Raw genomic sequence first — 17,646 nt, 5'->3', positions numbered from 1 at the left:
ATAATAATTAACGGAGACGCACGATGGATGCTTCGCAATCTGCAACCGCAACCGATCAGGGCCGCCGAGTATTCCTGAAAAAATCCCTGGTGGTCTCGGCGGCCGCCGCGACCCTCGGTAATCTGCCAGGGCTGGCTCAGGCCGAACCTCTGAGCCAGCGTTACCCAGACCCACTGATCAATATCCTCGACCCCAGCTTCATGGACTTGCGCATCTTCAACGCCAGTGTGGAAAAGCTCGCCACCGGCCTGCGCTGGGCAGAAGGGCCGGTGTGGGTGGGCGACGGTCGTTACCTGCTGGTCAGCGACATTCCCAACAACCGCATCGTGCGCTGGGATGAAGTCACCGCAGGCCTGTCGGTGTACCGCGAGAACTCCAATTTCTCCAACGGCATGTGCCGCGATCGCCAGGGGCGCCTGTTGGTGTGCGAGGGCTCCACCACCTCCACCGAAGGTCGGCGCATCACCCGTACCGAGCATAACGGCACTATTACCGTGCTGGCGGACAGTTTCGAGGGCAAGCCGCTCAACTCGCCCAATGACATCGTGTGCAAGCGGGACGGCTCGGTCTGGTTCACCGACCCACCGTTCCAGACCGGCAACAACTACGAAGGACACAAAGTCACGCCTGCCCAACCCCACGCGGTGTACCGTATCGACGGTGAAACCGGCAAGCTCACTCGGGTCATTGACGACCTGGCGGGGCCGAACGGGCTGTGCTTTTCCCCGGACGAGAAAATCCTCTACGTCGTTGAGGGCCGGGCCAAGCCCAATCGCTTGATCTGGGCGATCACCGTCAAGGACGATGGCACGCTGGGGGATCGACGCAAACACATCGAAGGCCTGGATTACGCGGCTATCGATGGGATCAAGTGCGATGAGAGCGGCAATCTCTGGTGCGGTTGGGGCGGCAACGGCGATCCCAAGGCCGACCTGGAAAAGCTCGACGGTGTGCGAGTGTTCAACCCCGAAGGCAAGGCCATCGGGCATATTTCCCTGCCGGAGCGCTGCCCCAACATCTGCTTTGGCGGGCGGGAAGGCAATCGGTTGTTCATGGCCGGCAGCCATTCGCTGTATTCGCTGTTCGTGAATACCCGGGGGGCGACGTTTGCCTGAGGGAGCATCGGGCCACTGACCATTGTGGCGAGGGGATAAACCCGCTCGCCACCGCTGTCTTTGTCCTCTGATTGGCTCAGGGTTATCCGCAACTCCATAGCTCCACACTCGGTTGACGTGCCGTAGGCGGTCCCAGCCAATGGCTCATCGGCCTGCAACCGCCCTCGATGCACAACTGGTAATCACCGGCCTGGGGCGTGCGGCCCAGTTTCAACGGTTGCAGCGCTGGCAACGAACGCTGGTAGTGCCAGCTGCCGTTTTCCAGCCGGGCGCCTTCGGGGATCTCCATGCCCGCCCCATTGCCTTTGACCCTGGCTTCACCCAGGACCAGCCCCTGTTCGGTCACGCGATAATCTTCCTCCCAGCGGATCTTCTCGATGGTGTGGTTCCACGCCAGGGTGAAGCTGCTGACCTCAAGCTGCGCCCAGACCACTCCGGCCAGGCCCAGGCACAAACCGATCACGCCAAGGCCCGCCCGACACGTCGCGAGCGCCAGATGTGCTGGAAGATCAATAGCCCGGCCAACACGAAGCCGATCTCATCGGTCAGCGGCAGGGCCACCACCAGCAGTGCGCCAGCAGCAAAACACAGCAGGCGTTCCCAGACAGGCATCTTCTGTTGCAAATAACCGGTGGACGCCATGCCCCAAAGCCCGACGGCCAACAACGTCTTGATCAGCATGTACGCGGTCATCCATAAGTTGTCGCCCTGGAGCATCAATGCCGGGTTATAGACCGCCATGAATGGAATGACGAAGCCGGCGAGGGCGATGCGCACCGCCCAGAAACTGATCTTCAGGCCACTTTCCCTTGCGATGGGCGCAGCGGCGAAACAGGCCAGCGCCACCGGGGGCGTCAGGTCGGCGAGGATGCCGAAATAGAACACGAACATGTGCGACACGATCAATGGCACGCCGAGCTCCAGCAGGGCGGGCGCGGCAATCGAGCTGGTGATGATGTAGTTGGGAATGGTCGGGATGCCCATGCCCAACACCAGGCAGGTGAGCATGGTCAGGATCAGCGACAGCAGCAGGTTGTCCCGTCCGATAGCCAGAATGTAGCCGGCAAAGGTGGAGGCTACGCCGGTCAGCGAGACCACCGCGATGATGCTGCCCACCAATGCGCAGGCGATCCCCACCGGAACAGCGTGCCGCGCGCCGTCCACCAGGGCGTGCAGGCAGATGATGAGGGTTTCCCGCGTGCCTTTCATGAACCAGCAGGCCACCACCAGTACGCCGATCACCGCAAACACGACACCGATACCCAACCGGAAAAAGCCGACGCAAAGCAAGCCCAACGCGATCCAGAAGGCACAGCGCAAGGCGTAGTTCGAGACCTTGAGAATGATCGCCGAGCCAAGAATCACGATGGCCGTCAACGCCAGGCCCACCATGCCGGAAAACAACGGTGTGCGTCCGGAAAACAGCAGGTAGACCAACACCCCGAGCGGGATCAGCAGGTACCAGCTTTCCTTGACCGCGCCCCAGGCGCTGGGGCACTGGTCCTTGGGCAAACCCTTGAGGTCGGAGCGTTTGGCCTCCAGGTGAACCATCCAGAACACCGAGCCGAAGTACAGGCACGCCGGTATCAATGCCGCCTTGGCGATTTCCACGAACGGCACATTGATGGTTTCGGCCATGATGAAGGCCACCGCACCCATCACGGGCGGCATGATCTGGCTGCCCATGCTGGAAGTGGCTTCCACGCCACCGGCAAACGCGGCCTTGTAGCCGAAGCGTTTCATCAGCGGGATGGTGAATTGCCCGGTGGTGACCACGTTGGCGATGCCCGAGCCGGTGATGGTGCCCATCAGCGCCGATGACACCACGGCCACTTTCGCCGGCCCGCCCAGTTTGTGGCCGAACAGGCCCATGGCGAAATCGGTGAACAGCTTGATCATGCCGGCCTTTTCCAGGAACGCGCCGAACAGGATGAACAGGAAGATATAAGTGGCCGACACGTAGGTCGGCGTGCCGTACAAACCCTCGGTACCGAACGACAGTTGGTTGATGATTTGATCGACGCCATAGCCGCGATGGGCCAGATCGCCGGGCAGATATTCACCAAACAGGCCGTAGGCCAGGAACAGGGAACAAATGATCGGCAACGCGATGCCCATCACTCGCCGCGCCGCTTCGAACACCAGCACGATCAGCACAATGCCAATCACCATGTCGGCAGTGGTCAGGTCGCCCGAGCGTTGGATCAGGTCGGCCTCGAACACCCATTGATAGAGGGCTGTCGCCACGCCCCCCAGGCTCAAGACCCAGGCCAGGGGTTGCCAGGGACGTTGCTTGCCATAGGCCGGGTAGCTGAGGAACACCACCCACAACAGGAAGCCGACATGCACCGCCCGCAGCACGATGCTGGAGACCGGGGAAAATGCGGCGGTGACGATCTGAAACACTGAAAACAGCAAGGCCACGTAGAACAGTGTCTTGGGCCAGTCCCGCGGGTCCGTGGCGATGCCGTGCTGGTCTTCACTCATGAGTGCCTGCCTTCTGTTCACATTCAAGGTGCAACAACACAACGCACCAACGGCGCCGGGCACCGTTGATGCGTATGGGGCTACAGCGCGCCCACTTCCTTGTAGTAGCGCTCGGCACCGGGGTGGAGCGCGATCGGCAGGTTTTTCGCGGCGTTTTTCAGGGTGATGTCCTTGGCCGCTGAATGGGAGGTGCCCAGGCGATTGAGATTCTCGAAGAGCAGCTTGGTCATTTGGTACGCCACTTCATCCGGAACATCCTCGCGGGTGACCAGAATGTTGGTGATGGCCACGGTTGGTACGGCATCGGTTTGGCCGTCATAGGTGTTGGCCGGAATCATCGCGCTTTGGTAGGCCGGGTTGCCGATTTTCTCCACGACATCGGTGGGCACCGACACATAGTTCAACGCCATGGTCGAGGCCAGGTCACGAATGGCTGCCATCCCCAGGCCGGAGGATTGGAGCGTGGCATCCAGTTGGCGGTTCTTGATCAGGTCCACCGACTCGGCGAACGGCAGGTACTGGACCTTCATATCCTGATAGGTCAGCCCCGCAGCTTTGAAGATCGCCCGGGCATTGAGCTCGGTGCCGGATTTCGCCGCACCGACGGAAACGGTCTTGCCCTTGAGATCGGCCAATGTCTTGATCCCGGACTCCTGGCTGGCGACGATCTGGATGTAATTGGGATAGGCGCCGGCGATGGCGCGCAGCTTGGTCAGCGGCGCCTTGAAACCGGCGTCTTCCACGCCGTTCTTGGCATCCGCCACCGAGTCGCCCAGGGCCAACGCCAGCTCCCCACGACCGGCTTGCAACAGGTTCAGGTTTTCCACCGAAGCCTTGGTGGCTTGCACCGATGTCTTGGCGTCGGTGATGCCACTGCTATAGATCTGCGACAGCCCGACCCCGATCGGGTAATAAACCCCACTGGTGCCCCCCGTCAGGATATTGATGTACACCGGGGCTGCCTGGGCTGTGGTCGTGATCATCAGGGCTGCCGCAGCGGCCAGCAGGGTAAAACGCTTGTTGACTCGCATGGGGAACGCTCCGTCTTGTTATGGCTTTATGCAGAGTCCTTCCACTGTAGTTCAAACAGGGGCGCTGGCGAGTGAAGTGCTCACTATCCGGTTCTAGGGGCAGCCAGCCGCAGGCGCCGCACTGCCACGCACCGTCAACTCAAACGGCAGCAGCACATGCTGTTGGGTAATCGGCTTTTTCTCGATCAAGGCAATCAACATCTCTACCGCCTTCTGCCCAAACGCTTCGGCTGGCTGCGAAATAGTAGTCAGGGGTGGGTCGCTGTAGGCCGCGAACGGGATGTCGTCAAAACCCACCAGAGAAATATCCTCGGGCACCCGCAGGCCCATTTGCTTGATGCACTTGAGTGCGCCGATGGCCATCTCGTCGTTCTCACAAAACAGCGCACTGGGCCGGCCGGCCAGCGCCATCATCGCGCCAGCCCCCTCGTACCCCGCTTTCAAGGTGAAGTCGCCATGGCAGATCAGGCTGGGGTCGACGGCGATGCCGGCCTGATGCAGGGCATCCTGATAACCGGCGACGCGGTCCAGGGTCAGTGGGCTGCTGCGCGGGCCCTTGATGATGCCGATGCGCCGATGGCCGAGGCCGATCAAATGCTCGGTCATGGCCTGGGCGGCGGCTCGATTGTCGAGGCTGATGGTCGGGTAGGGGGCGCCTTTGACCACTTCGCAGGCGTTGACCAACGGCAGGGACTCAGCGCCAGGAGGTAGCGATTCAAACGGGTTGCTGGCGCGCAACTGAATCACCCCGTCGGCCTGGTGGGCATAGACCAGCGCAGCGAACTCCCGCTCGATGGCTTCCCGGCCCTGAGTGTCGCACAGCAGCAACCGATAGCCCGCCGCCTGCGCTGCCTGCTGTGCGCCGCTGATGACCCGGGCGAAAAACGTGTTGGCGATGGTCGGCACCAGGATCACCAGGTTGCCGGTGCGGCGGGAGCGGAACTGCACGGCCATCAGGTTAGGCCGATAGCCGGCCTGTTCCACCGCCGCGTTGACCTTGTCCCGCGTTTCGGGAAGCACCCGCTCGGGGGATTTCAGCGTTCTGGACACCGTGGCCACCGACACACCGGCCAGCCGGGCCACTTCACGAATGTTGGACAAAATCACCTCAAGGGGTAGGGGCTACGGTTGGGGAGCTTACCGCAGGTTGAGCGCCTCACAAATGCTCAGGCATGACGCATCGGGTTTGACACGCCAGGAAACTGAGCCTAGATTTCCGTCATGATGTAACCGGTTACATCGTCATCCTGACAAGAAGAGAATCGCGATGAATCCTGTGGCACGAAAAATAAGAATGGGCTTCGTCGGCGGTGGCGAGGGCGCTTTCATCGGCCAAGCCCACCGTCAGGCGGCGGGGCTGGACGGCGGTTTTGAACTGGTGTGCGGCGCGTTCAGCCGCGACCCCGACAACACTCGGCAGACCGGTGCGGTCCTGGGCCTGGCCGCGTCCCGTTGTTACCACGACTGGCAGCATATGCTCGATACCGAAGCGCTACTGCCTCTGGACCAGCGCATGGAACTGCTGGTGATCGTCACACCCAATCATCTCCACGCACCCATTGCCAGCCAGGCATTGGAAGCGGGTTTCCATGTGTTCAGCGAGAAGCCCGCCGCCCTGGACCTCAAAGAGTTGCTGGCCCTCAGGGAGGTGCTGCAAGGCAGCCGTTGCCTCTACGGCCTGGCCCACACCTACCTGGGCTATCCCATGGTTTGGCAGGCGCGGGAGATGGTGCGTTCGGGCGTGATTGGCCAAGTGCGCAAAGTGCTGGTCGAGTATCCCCAAGGCTGGCTCAGCCAGGATGTCGCCGCCCAGGGCAACAAACAGGCCGAGTGGCGCGACGACCCCTTGCAGTCCGGTTTGGGCGGTTGCATCGGTGACATTGGCACCCATGCGTTTTCCCTGGCCGAGTTCGTCGCGGACCAGCCTATCCAACAGCTATGCGCCGCGTTAGGCACGCATATACCGGGCCGCCAGTTGGATGATGACGTGGCGATGCTGTTCAAGATGGCGGGCGGCGCCAGCGGCGTATTGCTCGCAAGCCAGGTCTGCACCGGCGAAGAGAACCCGCTGAAGATTCGCCTCTACGGGGATAAGGGCGCTTTGGAATGGCGCCAGGAAGAACCGGCGAGCCTGATCCATCGCGCCTTTGACCAACCCCTGCGCATCCTGCGTAGCGGTGTCGGCCAGCCGTGGCTGTGCGAGGCGGCCAAGCGTCGCATGCGCCTGCCGGCTGGACATCCTGAGGGCTATCTGGAGGCTATGGCCAACCTCTACGGCGATATCGCCCAAGCCATTCGCAACCATGTCGAAGGCCCTGACATCCCCGGTGTGCCGGGCATCGAGACCGGCCTGCGTGGCATGGCGTTCATCGAGGCCGCCATCCTCAACCACCGTGGCGACGCGAAGTGGACCAGCGTACAAACCGGAGCTTCCCTGTTGTGAATACCCTCGACAAAACCCCGAGCGGCCTGCGCGGCCCAGGTATTTTCCTGGCGCAGTTCATGTCCGCCGAAGCGCCGTTCGACACCCTCGCCAACATCGCCCAATGGGCGGCGTCGCAAGGCTACAAGGCCATTCAACTGCCGACGTCGGGCACGCAATACATCGACCTGGCCCGAGCCGCCGAGAGCCAGGAATATTGCGATCAGCTCAAGGCCACATGCGCCCGGGCCGGTGTCGAAATCAGCGAGTTGTCGACACATCTGCAAGGCCAGTTGGTGGCGGTGCATCCGGCGTTCGACACGCTGTTCGACGACTTCGCCCCGGTGCAGCTGCGGGGCCAGCCCCAGGCGCGGACCGAGTGGGCGATCGAGCAACTCAAGCTCGCCGCTCGCGCCAGCCAGCGGCTGGGCCTCAAAGCCCACGCGACGTTTTCCGGAGCGCTGCTGTGGCCGTATCTCTACCCGTGGCCACAACGTCCGGCCGGGCTGGTGGAGCAAGGTTTCGCTGAGCTGGCCCGGCGCTGGTTGCCGATCCTCGACTGCTTCGAGGCGGCTGGGGTGGACCTGTGCTACGAGATCCACCCCGGCGAAGACCTGCATGACGGGGCCTCGTTCGAGCGCTTCCTGGACGCCGTCGATCACCACCCTCGGGCGGCGATCCTCTACGATCCCAGCCATCTGTTGCTGCAACAGATGGACTACCTGGGTTTCATCGACCGCTATCACGCGCGCATCCGCATGTTCCACGTCAAGGACGCCGAGTTTCGCCCCGACGCCCGTTCCGGGGTGTATGGCGGTTATCAGGGCTGGGTGGATCGCCCAGGGCGGTTCCGTTCGCTGGGCGATGGCCAGATCGATTTCAAATCGATCTTCAGCAAACTGACCCAATACGATTTCAGCGGTTGGGCGGTGCTGGAATGGGAGTGTTGCCTGAAGGATTCGCAGCAGGGTGCTGCTGAAGGGGCGGCGTTTATCCAGCGGCACATGATCAGCAAGACGCGCAAGGCGTTCGACGATTTCGCCGGTGTAACGGCGGATGAGGAGACCAACCGGCGGCTGTTGGGTTTATTGAGGTAACCGGGCCAACCCAAACCCTGTAGCGAGGAAACTCATTGTGGGAGCAAGGCTTGCCCGCGATGAACGAATACGCGGTTCAACTGTGAGACGGCGGCGCGGCCATCGCGGGCAAGCCTTGCTCCCACAATGGGGAGTAAATCCCTTTGCAACAAAAGCGGTGCGCTTTTTCATTTTTCACAAGAACAACAATAAAACGGTGACGGTCATGACCACAATGAACGCACGCTTGAGCGTGATGATGTTCCTGCAGTTCTTTATCTGGGGTGGCTGGTTCGTCACCCTCGGCACCTTTCTGTCCAGCACGCTGGGCGCCAGCGGGGGGCAGGTCGGCATGGCGTTTTCCACTCAGTCGTGGGGGGCGATCATTGCGCCGTTCGTGATCGGCCTGATCGCCGACCGCTATTTCAATGCCGAGCGCATCCTGGCTGTGCTGCACCTGGTGGGCGCGGTGTTGTTGTACCAGCTGTATTCGGCGGCGGATTTCAGCGTGTTCTACCCATATGTGCTGGCGTACATGGTGGTCTACATGCCGACGCTGGCACTGGTCAATTCCGTGGCCTTCCGGCAGATGCGCGATCCGGCGCTGGAATTCTCGCGCATCCGGGTGTGGGGCACCCTCGGCTGGATCGTCGCGGGCGTGGTGATCAGCTTTGTGTTCGCCTGGGATTCGCGCGAGGCAATCTCGGCAGGCGGCTTGCGCAATACGTTCCTGATGGCGGCCGTGGCTTCCCTGGTCCTGGGGCTCTATAGCTTCACGCTGCCGGCCACGGCACCGCTCCAAGAGCAGGCGAGCGGTGGCGGCATCAAGCAGCTATTGGGGGTGGACGCATTGGGCTTGTTGAAGGACCGCAGCTACCTGGTGTTCTTCATTGCCTCGATTCTGATCTGCATTCCCTTGGCATTCTATTACCAGAATGCCAACCCATTCCTGGCTGAAACCGGCATGACCAACCCCACGGCGAAGATGGCCATCGGGCAGGTGTCCGAAGTGTTGTTCATGCTGCTGTTGCCACTGTTCATCCAGCGCTTGGGTATCAAGCTGGCGCTGTTGGTGGGCATGTTGGCGTGGGCGTTGCGCTACCTGTTGTTCGCCTACGGCAATAACGGCGACCTGGCGTTCATGCTGTTCACCGGTATTGCCCTGCACGGCATCTGCTACGACTTCTTTTTTGTCTCGGGGCAGATCTACACCGATGCCAAGGCGCCAGAGCATTTTCGCAGTTCGGCCCAGGGGCTGATCACCTTGGCGACCTATGGCGTCGGGATGCTGATCGGCTTCTGGGTGGCGGGGCAGGTGACCGATCACTTTACCGTAGCCGGCGGCCATGACTGGAAAAATATCTGGCTGTTCCCGGGCGGCTTTGCGTTGGTGGTATTGGTGTGCTTTCTGTTTACATTCAGCGGTCGGCAGGCGGTTAACGCGCTTTCAAAGGCTTGAAGCAGGGCAGGGTTGGGCGTCGGTCATTTATGGCTGACGTCCAGCTTGGTGTAGGTCACTTTCCCGCCTTCGGTGGCATACCCAACGTTGTCCAGGGTGTAGACGCCCGCCTTGAAATAGAAGTCGTAGCTGTACCAGGACGGGTCGAGCTTCACTTGCTTGCCAAGGTTGTTGATCAGCACCGTGACCTGGCCCTGTTTGTCCATCTGCAAGGAGTAGGTGAAGACTTTATTCAAGGCAACGTTCGGCACGGTAAAGATCACCGGGCTCTTCGGGTCCTTGGGCTTGACCCGGTATTCGACATCCAGGTTACCGCTGCCCTTGGCGAAGCGGTACACCAGTTTGAGCAACGGGGCGGGCGCGTCCTTGGCGTGGATCTGAGCGACTACCACGCGACCGGCAGAGGGGACCTGGTTCACGGCCAGCGTCCCTTTGAGGGTGTTGACACCGCTGTTGTAACGCCAGTTGCGCAGTTTGCCGTCCTTCGAAGTTTCCCGTAGCTCGGAGCGGGGGTATTCGCTTTTGCCCGTGTGGGAACCCGTTACCGGGGCCCAGAACACGATTTTGTCGCCCGTGTTGGTGAAGTACAGGTTGCGCAGCGTTGGAACGGCCTTGGTCGCAACGGTCAGGGCCGGGGTTTGTATGGGAAGTGTGATGTTCCAGACAGTCAGGTCGATCATGGGTGTTAGCTCTGGCAGGCTGATGCTCGTAGGCGTTCGGCCGGGGTATGCGAGGGCCTTCCATGGCGCTGTTTTCAGCTTATCGACAGGGGAGGGTTCTGCTGGAGGCGCATCTGACGGATGGCTCTGTCTTGAGCTTCACAGCCGGTTTCGCTGACTGCGCAGGGATAATGTCAATTTGACGCTGATCGGTTAGAGTACGCGCCGCCCGAGAGACGGATCCCGGGCGTTTTCTCATGGAGTATTCAATGAATCACATCAGCAAAGTTGTCGCCTGCGCACTGTTTGGCCTGGCCCTGGCGGGTTGCACCGGCACCCCGATGAAGACCCAGCAATACGACAGCAGCCAATACACCGTTGTCGGCCACAGTGAAGCGAAGGCCACTGGCCTGCTGCTGTTCGGCGTGATCCCGATTCGCCAGAACAACCGTTTCGTGCGTGCCCAGGACGCGGCGATCAAGGCCAAGGGCGGCGATGCCATGATCAATACCCAGGTGCAGGAAAACTGGTTCTGGGCCTGGGTCCTGACCGGTTACACCACCTCGGTGTCCGGTGATGTGGTCAAGCTGAAAAACGTTCAGTAACACTGCTGTTCTTGATCGTTCCCACGCTCCCGCGTGGGGATGCATCCACTGACGCTCAGCGGAACGCGGAGCATGGGAACGATCGATATCCCCGGTTAATGTCCTCCCACCACCATGTGACTGAACGGCGCCACATACGCCTGCAACGTCACCAGCCCGCCTACCAGAATCGCCAGCACCACCGAGTGGAAAAACACGTAGCGCAGGATTTCTCCTTCATGGCCGTACCAGCGCGTCGCGGTAGAGGCCACCACGATCGACTGGGCATCGACCATCTTGCCCATGACCCCGCCGGAACTGTTCGCCGCGGCCATCAGCACCGGGCTGATCCCCAACTGCTCCGCCGTCACCCGTTGCAACCCACCGAACAGCACGTTGGACGCCGTGTCCGAGCCGGTCAGTGCCACGCCGAGCCAGCCCAGCAAGGTGCCGAACATGGGGTAGAAAATGCCCGTCGCGGCAAAGGCCAGGCCCATGGTCGCGTCCAGCCCGGAATAGCGCGTGAGAAAGCCCAGGGCCAACATCGCCACGATGGTGATCAGCGAGTAACGCACCACCCATAGCGTTCGCAGGTAGTGGCGCGCCAGTTGCGGGATCGAATAGCCCATCAGCAAGCCACCGAGAATGGCCGCCAGGAAGATCCCGCTGCCGGTGGCGGTGAACCAGTTGAACTTGTAGATCGCTTCCTCGGTTTTGGGTTGGGGCACCACGGGTGGGACTTTTTCGATCTGCTGGTGGATGGTGCCGAAGGTCAGCAGGGGCGAGAAAATCGGGTTGGCCTCGCGCATCGGCTTGCCCTGTGGGTCGAGCTTGGCCGATTGCGTTTGTGGGTCCAGCGCTGGTCGGGTATCGAACAGGTTCTTGAAGCCCTGGGTACCCCAGGCGAACACGAACACGGTGAGGATGATCCACGGCATCCAGGCCCGTAGCACCGCCGGTCGCGCATCGCTGGAAAAGGTGCCGCTGGCCTGCGGTTTTTCATCTTCGCTGGCGTCGATTTTCGAATGATCCACCCGTCCCGACAACGCCGCGGACGTATGCACCGTGGCCGGTTTCCAGACCTTGAGAAAACCGGTGAGGCAGGCCATGGAGATCAGCGCGGCAATCACATCCACCAGCATCGGCCCGTGGTAGTTGGACACCAGGAACTGCGGGATGGCGAAGCTGACGCCGGCCACCAGGATCGCCGGCCAGATTTCCAGCATCTTGCGCCACCCGGCAAACGCCCAGATCAGCCAGAACGGCACGATCACCGAAAAAAACGGCAATTGCCGACCGACCATCATCGACAACTCCATTTCATCCAGCCCGGTCACCTTGGCCAGGGTAATGATCGGCGTGCCGAGGGCGCCGAAGGCCACGGGCGCGGTGTTGGCGATCAGCGCCAGGCCTGAGGCGGCCAGGGGCGAAAAGCCCAGCCCGATCAGGATCGCCCCGGTCACCGCCACCGGCGTCCCGAAGCCGGCCGCGCCCTCGAAGAACGCACCAAAGCAGAAGGCGATCAGCAGCAATTGCAGGCGCCGGTCGTCGGTAATGCGCGCGAGGGAGTCCTGCAGCACCTTGAACGAGCCGTTCTCGGTGGTCAGGCGGTGCAGGAAAATGATGTTGAGCACAATCCAGCCGATGGGCAGCAAGCCGTTGGCCGCCCCATACAACGCCGCCGATCCGGCCATGCCGGCGGGCATGCCGAAGGCGAAAATCGCGATCAGCAAGGCCGAGGCCAGGGCCAGCAACGCCGCCAGGTGTGCCTTGATATGAAAGAACGCCAGGGACGCCAGCATCACCACCACCGGGACCGCCGCCAGGAGCGTGGACAGCACCGCATTACCGAAGGGATCGTAGACTTGTTGCCAGACCATGTTCCACCTCTGCTTTTTATTGTTGGAAGTGCAGGCCCCAGGGGGGATTGGCAGAGAAGTATAGGCGTGGATTGGGGAGGGGATTGCTACGCCCTGCTTGGGCCGGGGGATGCTGGCTAGTGGGTATCGAGGCGCTCAGCTTCTTCCTGTCGAAGTTCGAGGCTCAAGCCATCGCAGCTTTGCGACCAAGCGCTGAGCCATGGCGCCATGGCCGGAGACTGTTCAGCCAGCCCCAGCTCGCGAATGAATTCACTTGGAGAAAGGGGCCCCCCGGCCGAGCGGAACAGGCCACGCATGACCACCACGCCTACCACGCGGCCCCGGCTCATGAAACGGTGTTCCATGAGCATCCATTTGTCATCCCAGCCGAGCATCCGGGTATGCACCTCGAATGCCTCGAACAGCCTCAGCTCGCGCCGAAACTTGCCCCAGACATCCCCGACGATCGGCATCGCTCGGTTGCGCAGCGCCACTTTGTAGGCACCGCTGCGCAGCACGTAATCCATGCGGCCAATGTCAGCCAAGGTGAAATAGCGACCGTTGGTGACGTGACGGTTGAAGTCCAGGTCCAGCGGCCACACACGCATGCGTACCACGGTCGTATCCAAGGGCGTCGTTGGCTTGCGCCAGGGACGACGGAACAGCATCAATAACAGTCGGAACCAGAGATTCATGGACACGCCACCAGAATGGAAAGCGGCGCACTGTAAACAGGCGGCGAGACGCGGGCTAGGTGCGCAAATGACTGTTTTGCCGCAATTCGTACATTTGGGACATGTCTTGCACTGGATGGCTTACGAGCACCTGTGGCGAGGGGCAACCTCACTCACCACAGGGAAACCTCGCCGGCTTCAGCCCTTGGCTGCCATCGCCGTCACTTCCACGCGCATCCCCTCGACCGCCAGCGCCGCCACGCCCACGGCGGCTCGCACCGGCCACGGCTTGGCGAAGAAGCGTTTGTAGACCTCGTTGAAGGCGGCGCGATCAGCCATGTCGGTGAGGTAGATGGTCAGGTGCAACACACGGTCCATGGAACTGCCGGCGCGTTCCAACGCTACCTTGAGCGCCTGCAGCGTGCACTCGCTTTGCCGCGTGATGTCGCCCAGTTCCAGGCTGCCGTCGGCGTGCGTTGGAATTTGAGTGGAAACCAGCAGGCCGCCGAAACCGGCGACGTCGGAAGAAATGGAGTCCGCATCCGGATCAGGCGTGAACGTGATGTCTTGGTTAGCCATGGAGGTCTCTTGCTCGAAAAGGGTTGTGGGGGCGGTCGTGCCAACAGCGACCGGCTTGCCAGTCTACCGCCCATCGTCGAACCTTTCGTGATTTGCATGATCCCTCGGCAAGACAAAATCTCAGTGCCCGCCCTGGACTCTGCGTTGGGCTGTCGTCGCGTGCTCGAGCTGCGGTTCGGCTGCCGCCGCGCCCGCAGCGATCTGCTGCGCCTGCTCCCAATCCAGGTCGGGGCTCAACCATTGGAGTGCGTCCTCGCCGGTGAAGGCCAAAAGGCGTTGCTGCTTGCTGGCGATGTCGCCATAGGTCACCAGGGTCAGTCCATCGCAGCCGTTGGGTGTCTCACTGGCCTGGGCCAAGGCCGCAAGGAAGATTGGGGACGATTGTCGGGAAGTCGTGTAGGTGAGGCTCTGGGGCTGGGATGTCGCGGTCTCGGCCGCCAGGTACCAGCCGTCTACTGCCACCAATACGCGTCCCTCCCGTTTGATTTGGGCAAAGACCTTGGAACGCATCACCAGGTGCAGGGGCAGATGAGTCATGGGCGGCATGGTCCCCACCGACCAGATCGGCGACCAGCCCCAGCGAACCTTGATGCATTCCAGATGCCCGCCGCGACGACGTATGGCACTGACCTGCATGTTTGGCTTGATCAGGCTTTGTCGCTCGTGGGGTTTGGGGTTTGCCACGACACATAAACCTGCACCTGTCGGGCCTGCGTCGAAATGGCTGCCGTGGGGTTCTCGCTGGTCGAAACAGGCCAGGGCGTCTTTTGAAGAAACGTGCTGAACCAGACATTCACACATAACGAAGAACTCCCGGCGGTGAAGCGCAAGAACCTCTGGTACCCGTTGTTCAAGCCGTGACATCGACGGCTTTGAGCGGTGTTATGTACCTCCGAGCCGTGGCGGTGGGCTTGGTTCGAAAATCCTGGGAACGAGCAGACGAGCGGGAGATCGGCTAAACAGGGGCATGGGGAAGACTCGAATCCCGATTCGCATTGATAAAGTCCACAAAAGCCCGCAGCGGCGAGGGCAGGTAGCGGCGGCCGGGGTAGTAGAGGAACGGCCCGGTAAAGCGCTGCCACCAGGGTTCAAGTACGGGCTCGAGGGCGCCGCTGTCCAGGTAGGGTCGTAGCCAGTCCTCGAACAGGTAGACGATGCCCAATCCATCCACCGCAGCTTGTACCGACAGGTCCACCGCGCCGCCGATCCGGACGATCAATGGGCCGCTCGGGTCGACGCTGACGGTTTCGCCGTCACGTTCATATTCCCAGAGCGGCATCGCGCCACTGGGGAATTTGCCCCGCAGGCAAGCGTGCTGGAGCAGATCCCGAGGGTGCTTGGGGCGCCCCCTGGCGTCCAGATACGCCGGGGACGCGGCGGTTGCAAAGCGCTGGAACCGTGGGCCGATGGGGAGGGCGATCATGTCCTGTTCCAGGCGCTCGTCGTAGCGAATACCCGCATCACACCCGGCGGCGAGCATGTCGACGAAGCTCTCTTCAGCGATCACCTCCAGGCGGATGTCGGGATAGCTTTTCAAAAACGGCGTGATGATCGCCGGCAACACCAGCCTGGCCGCGCTGACCGGCACGTTGAGCCTGAGGGTACCGGAAGGCCTATCGCGAAAATCGTTGACCACATCCATCGCCGATTCGACTTCGCCCAGGGCTGGTACGATGCGCTCCATCAACCGTGCACCGGCTTCAGTCGGCACCACGCTGCGGGTGGTACGGTTGAGCAGGCGCACGCCCAGCCGGCTTTCCATCCGGCGCACCGCATCGCTGAGGCTGGAGGCGGACTTGCCACTCAGCCGTGCGCCTTCACGAAAGCCCCCTGCATTGACCACGGCCACGAAGGACAGCAAGTCTTGAATATCCGTTGCCATTGTTCTCTCCGTCGTACAGCCCGTGCCGATTGCACCTGATTATCAATGGAGTGGTCAACGCCTATAGTCGGCCCACACACATTGATCCGAGGGCACGACATGAGCATTGCAGGCAAGGCAGGCACCTTTTTACTCGGCGATCAGCAGGTCAACCGCATGGGCTATGGCGCGATGCAGTTGGCGGGGGCCAATGTGTTCGGGCCACCGAAAGACCCGGCCGCGGCCATCGCGGTGCTGCGCGAAGCCCTGGCGTCGGGGGTCAACCACATCGATACGGCCGACTTCTACGGCCCTCACGTGACCAACCGACTGATCCGCGAAGCGCTGCACCCTTATGCCAAGGACCTGATCATCGTCACCAAGGTCGGTGCCGTCCGCGGTGCCGATGCGTCCTGGAACCCGGCCCACAGCCCCGCCGAGCTGACCCGGGCGGTCCACGACAACCTGCGCAACCTGGGCGTGGAGGTTCTGGACGTGGTCAATTTGCGAGTGTGGGGAGACCTGCATTCGCCCACGGAGGCTTCCATCGAAGAATCGTTCACGACACTGGCCGAGCTGCAGCGCCAGGGCCTCATCCGCCATCTGGGGTTGAGCAACGTCACGGCCTCGCAAGTCAGGCAGGCCCAGGGTATCGCCAAGGTGGTCTGCGTACAGAATCACTACAACCTGACCCATCGCGACGACGAACAACTCATCGCTGACCTGGGCCGGCAGGGCATCGCCTACGTGCCGTTCTTCCCGCTGGGCGGCTTTACACCGCTGCAATCGGAAACCCTTTCCAGCGTGGCGGCGCGCCTGCAGGCGTCACCGCTGTGCGTGGCCCTGGCGTGGTTGCTGCAGCGTGCGCCGAATATCCTGCTGATTCCCGGCACATCGTCCCTGGCGCACCTGAGGGAAAACCTCACAGCGAGTGAGCTGACGATTCCTGCGCCGCTGCTCGCCGAGCTGGATGCATTGGTCTAGGCCGCCTGGAAAACCAACGTCTGGCCATCTTCCGGTATCAACAATCGGCCTCCAACACCAGCCAACGCGGCGGCTTCGGCAAGGGCCTTGCGGGTCGTCGGGCAGTGGCTGATCGCTTCCAAGTGATTGGCCACCACGGTCCCGTGGGACAAACGGGTGAATTCCAGCGCCTCGTCGATGCCCATGATGATGTCGCCGCCCACATCGAACCGTGCCCCGCCTGCCGGGACCACGCTGACCTGTGGCTGATGGCGCAAGACGAATTCGCACACGGTGGGGGTGAGCACGGTGTCGCCGGTGAGGTAGACGCTTGGCTCCCCAGGCAGCTCGATCAGGTAGCCGACGCCGTGCTCCATCAACTTGCCCACCAGGCCCAGCCCATGGGTGCAGCGGACGGAGCGGATGGTGCCGCCCAGGAATGGGTTGGCTTGGTCATGCGCCTTGGCAAGCGGCTGGACATTCAAGCCACGCTTGGCGAGGTAAGGTGCGTCGTGGGGTGTGCAGATGACCGGGATCTGCTTTTCCCTCAGCCACCGCTTGGCCGCTCGGTCCAGATGGTCGAAATGGCCTTTCTGGCAATGAGTGATCAGGCAATGGGTGACGGTCTCAAGGTCCTTCGCTGTGGAGGTCGGAAGCTCCACCAACGGGTTGCGCTGCGTGGCACCGAACAGTCGCAGCGGCGGCAGCGTGCCCTTGGCAGCCAGCATCGGGTCGACGAGCACGCGATACGGGCCGAATTCAAGAATGATCGTGGCGTTACGGATCTGCTGGATATTCATGAGGCGTTCCTGTTGAGTGAGCGCTTCATGGTGCCGATCCGGTCCCGTGTGCATAATGGCCGGATCTGACATCTTTG

At 61.8% G+C, this 17,646-nt stretch carries 17 protein-coding genes; 6 read left to right on the top strand and 11 right to left on the bottom strand.

The genetic code is table 11. The features are described from left to right. The first annotated feature begins 23 nt into the window (after positions 1 to 23). A complete protein-coding gene (locus SGN16_RS18325; protein WP_335944322.1) occupies positions 24 to 1,115 on the top strand; it encodes an SMP-30/gluconolactonase/LRE family protein in 1,092 nt (363 codons plus the stop codon). Between the two features lie 82 nt (positions 1,116 to 1,197). Here SGN16_RS18325 and SGN16_RS18320 read toward each other — a convergent pair whose 3' ends face one another. The 4 genes from SGN16_RS18320 to SGN16_RS18305 all read right to left on the bottom strand — a co-directional run bounded on the left by SGN16_RS18320 (position 1,198) and on the right by SGN16_RS18305 (position 5,734). After that, positions 1,198 to 1,578 (bottom strand): DUF1850 domain-containing protein, encoded by a 381-nt coding sequence (locus tag SGN16_RS18320; protein WP_335944321.1) that lies wholly within the window; start codon positions 1,576 to 1,578, stop codon positions 1,198 to 1,200. Beyond that, entirely contained in the window at positions 1,575 to 3,602 is a 2,028-nt protein-coding gene (locus SGN16_RS18315) for a TRAP transporter permease (protein WP_335944320.1), read from the bottom strand. The genes SGN16_RS18320 and SGN16_RS18315 overlap by 4 nt, the downstream gene beginning before the upstream one ends. Positions 3,603 to 3,682: 80 nt before the next feature. Continuing rightward, positions 3,683 to 4,633, bottom strand: coding sequence for a TAXI family TRAP transporter solute-binding subunit (locus SGN16_RS18310; protein ID WP_335944319.1), 951 nt, complete (start codon positions 4,631 to 4,633; stop codon positions 3,683 to 3,685). A gap of 93 nt (positions 4,634 to 4,726) precedes the next feature. Then, complete coding sequence (locus SGN16_RS18305) at positions 4,727 to 5,734, bottom strand: LacI family DNA-binding transcriptional regulator (protein WP_335944318.1); 1,008 nt, start codon at positions 5,732 to 5,734, stop codon at positions 4,727 to 4,729. Between the two features lie 166 nt (positions 5,735 to 5,900). Here SGN16_RS18305 and SGN16_RS18300 point away from each other — a divergent pair, with 166 nt between their 5' ends. From SGN16_RS18300 to SGN16_RS18290, 3 genes are all read left to right on the top strand, one after another. Next, positions 5,901 to 7,076 (top strand): Gfo/Idh/MocA family oxidoreductase, encoded by a 1,176-nt coding sequence (locus tag SGN16_RS18300; RefSeq protein WP_335944317.1) that lies wholly within the window; start codon positions 5,901 to 5,903, stop codon positions 7,074 to 7,076. Continuing rightward, on the top strand, positions 7,073 to 8,152 hold the full coding sequence (locus SGN16_RS18295) for a sugar phosphate isomerase/epimerase family protein (protein WP_335944316.1): 1,080 nt from the start codon (positions 7,073 to 7,075) through the stop codon (positions 8,150 to 8,152). The genes SGN16_RS18300 and SGN16_RS18295 overlap by 4 nt, the downstream gene beginning before the upstream one ends. A gap of 205 nt (positions 8,153 to 8,357) precedes the next feature. After that, positions 8,358 to 9,590, top strand: coding sequence for a nucleoside permease (locus SGN16_RS18290; protein ID WP_335944315.1), 1,233 nt, complete (start codon positions 8,358 to 8,360; stop codon positions 9,588 to 9,590). A 23-nt stretch (positions 9,591 to 9,613) separates the two neighbouring features. Here the strand turns inward: SGN16_RS18290 and SGN16_RS18285 are convergent, their stop codons facing one another. Continuing rightward, positions 9,614 to 10,270 carry a polysaccharide lyase family 7 protein gene (locus tag SGN16_RS18285; protein WP_210639398.1) on the bottom strand — a complete coding sequence of 219 codons (657 nt, stop codon included), beginning with the start codon at positions 10,268 to 10,270 and terminating at the stop codon, positions 9,614 to 9,616. 248 nt (positions 10,271 to 10,518) lie between these two features. Between SGN16_RS18285 and SGN16_RS18280 the strand changes: the two genes are divergently transcribed. Then, positions 10,519 to 10,854, top strand: coding sequence for a hypothetical protein (locus tag SGN16_RS18280; RefSeq protein ID WP_003203257.1), 336 nt, complete (start codon positions 10,519 to 10,521; stop codon positions 10,852 to 10,854). Positions 10,855 to 10,949: 95 nt separating this feature from the next. On the opposite strand, the gene SGN16_RS18275 is transcribed toward SGN16_RS18280, so the two are convergent. From SGN16_RS18275 to SGN16_RS18255, 5 genes are all read right to left on the bottom strand, one after another. Then, positions 10,950 to 12,713: an L-lactate permease gene (locus SGN16_RS18275; RefSeq protein WP_210639397.1), complete on the bottom strand. Its 1,764-nt coding sequence runs from the start codon at positions 12,711 to 12,713 to the stop codon at positions 10,950 to 10,952. 116 nt (positions 12,714 to 12,829) lie between these two features. Then, positions 12,830 to 13,387 (bottom strand): thioesterase family protein, encoded by a 558-nt coding sequence (locus SGN16_RS18270; RefSeq protein WP_335944314.1) that lies wholly within the window; start codon positions 13,385 to 13,387, stop codon positions 12,830 to 12,832. A gap of 177 nt (positions 13,388 to 13,564) precedes the next feature. Beyond that, entirely contained in the window at positions 13,565 to 13,945 is a 381-nt protein-coding gene (locus SGN16_RS18265; RefSeq protein ID WP_210639395.1) for a RidA family protein, read from the bottom strand. Positions 13,946 to 14,065: 120 nt separating this feature from the next. Further along, positions 14,066 to 14,629, bottom strand: coding sequence for an SOS response-associated peptidase family protein (locus SGN16_RS18260; protein ID WP_335944313.1), 564 nt, complete (start codon positions 14,627 to 14,629; stop codon positions 14,066 to 14,068). Positions 14,630 to 14,900: 271 nt separating this feature from the next. Beyond that, positions 14,901 to 15,827, bottom strand: a complete 927-nt coding sequence (locus tag SGN16_RS18255; RefSeq protein ID WP_210639393.1) for a LysR family transcriptional regulator — start codon at positions 15,825 to 15,827, stop codon at positions 14,901 to 14,903. A 99-nt stretch (positions 15,828 to 15,926) separates the two neighbouring features. On the opposite strand from SGN16_RS18255, the gene SGN16_RS18250 reads away from it, so the two are divergent. Then, entirely contained in the window at positions 15,927 to 16,790 is an 864-nt protein-coding gene (locus tag SGN16_RS18250; RefSeq protein ID WP_335944312.1) for an aldo/keto reductase family oxidoreductase, read from the top strand. On the opposite strand, the gene SGN16_RS18245 is transcribed toward SGN16_RS18250, so the two are convergent. Further along, complete coding sequence (locus tag SGN16_RS18245) at positions 16,787 to 17,569, bottom strand: MBL fold metallo-hydrolase (protein ID WP_210639391.1); 783 nt, start codon at positions 17,567 to 17,569, stop codon at positions 16,787 to 16,789. The two genes, SGN16_RS18250 and SGN16_RS18245, sit on opposite strands and share 4 nt — an antisense overlap. Positions 17,570 to 17,646: the final 77 nt, after the last annotated feature.

This window comes from Pseudomonas sp. G166, assembly GCF_037027455.2.
Classification (GTDB): domain Bacteria; phylum Pseudomonadota; class Gammaproteobacteria; order Pseudomonadales; family Pseudomonadaceae; genus Aquipseudomonas.
This window is presented reverse-complemented; position numbering and strand designations above follow the sequence as displayed.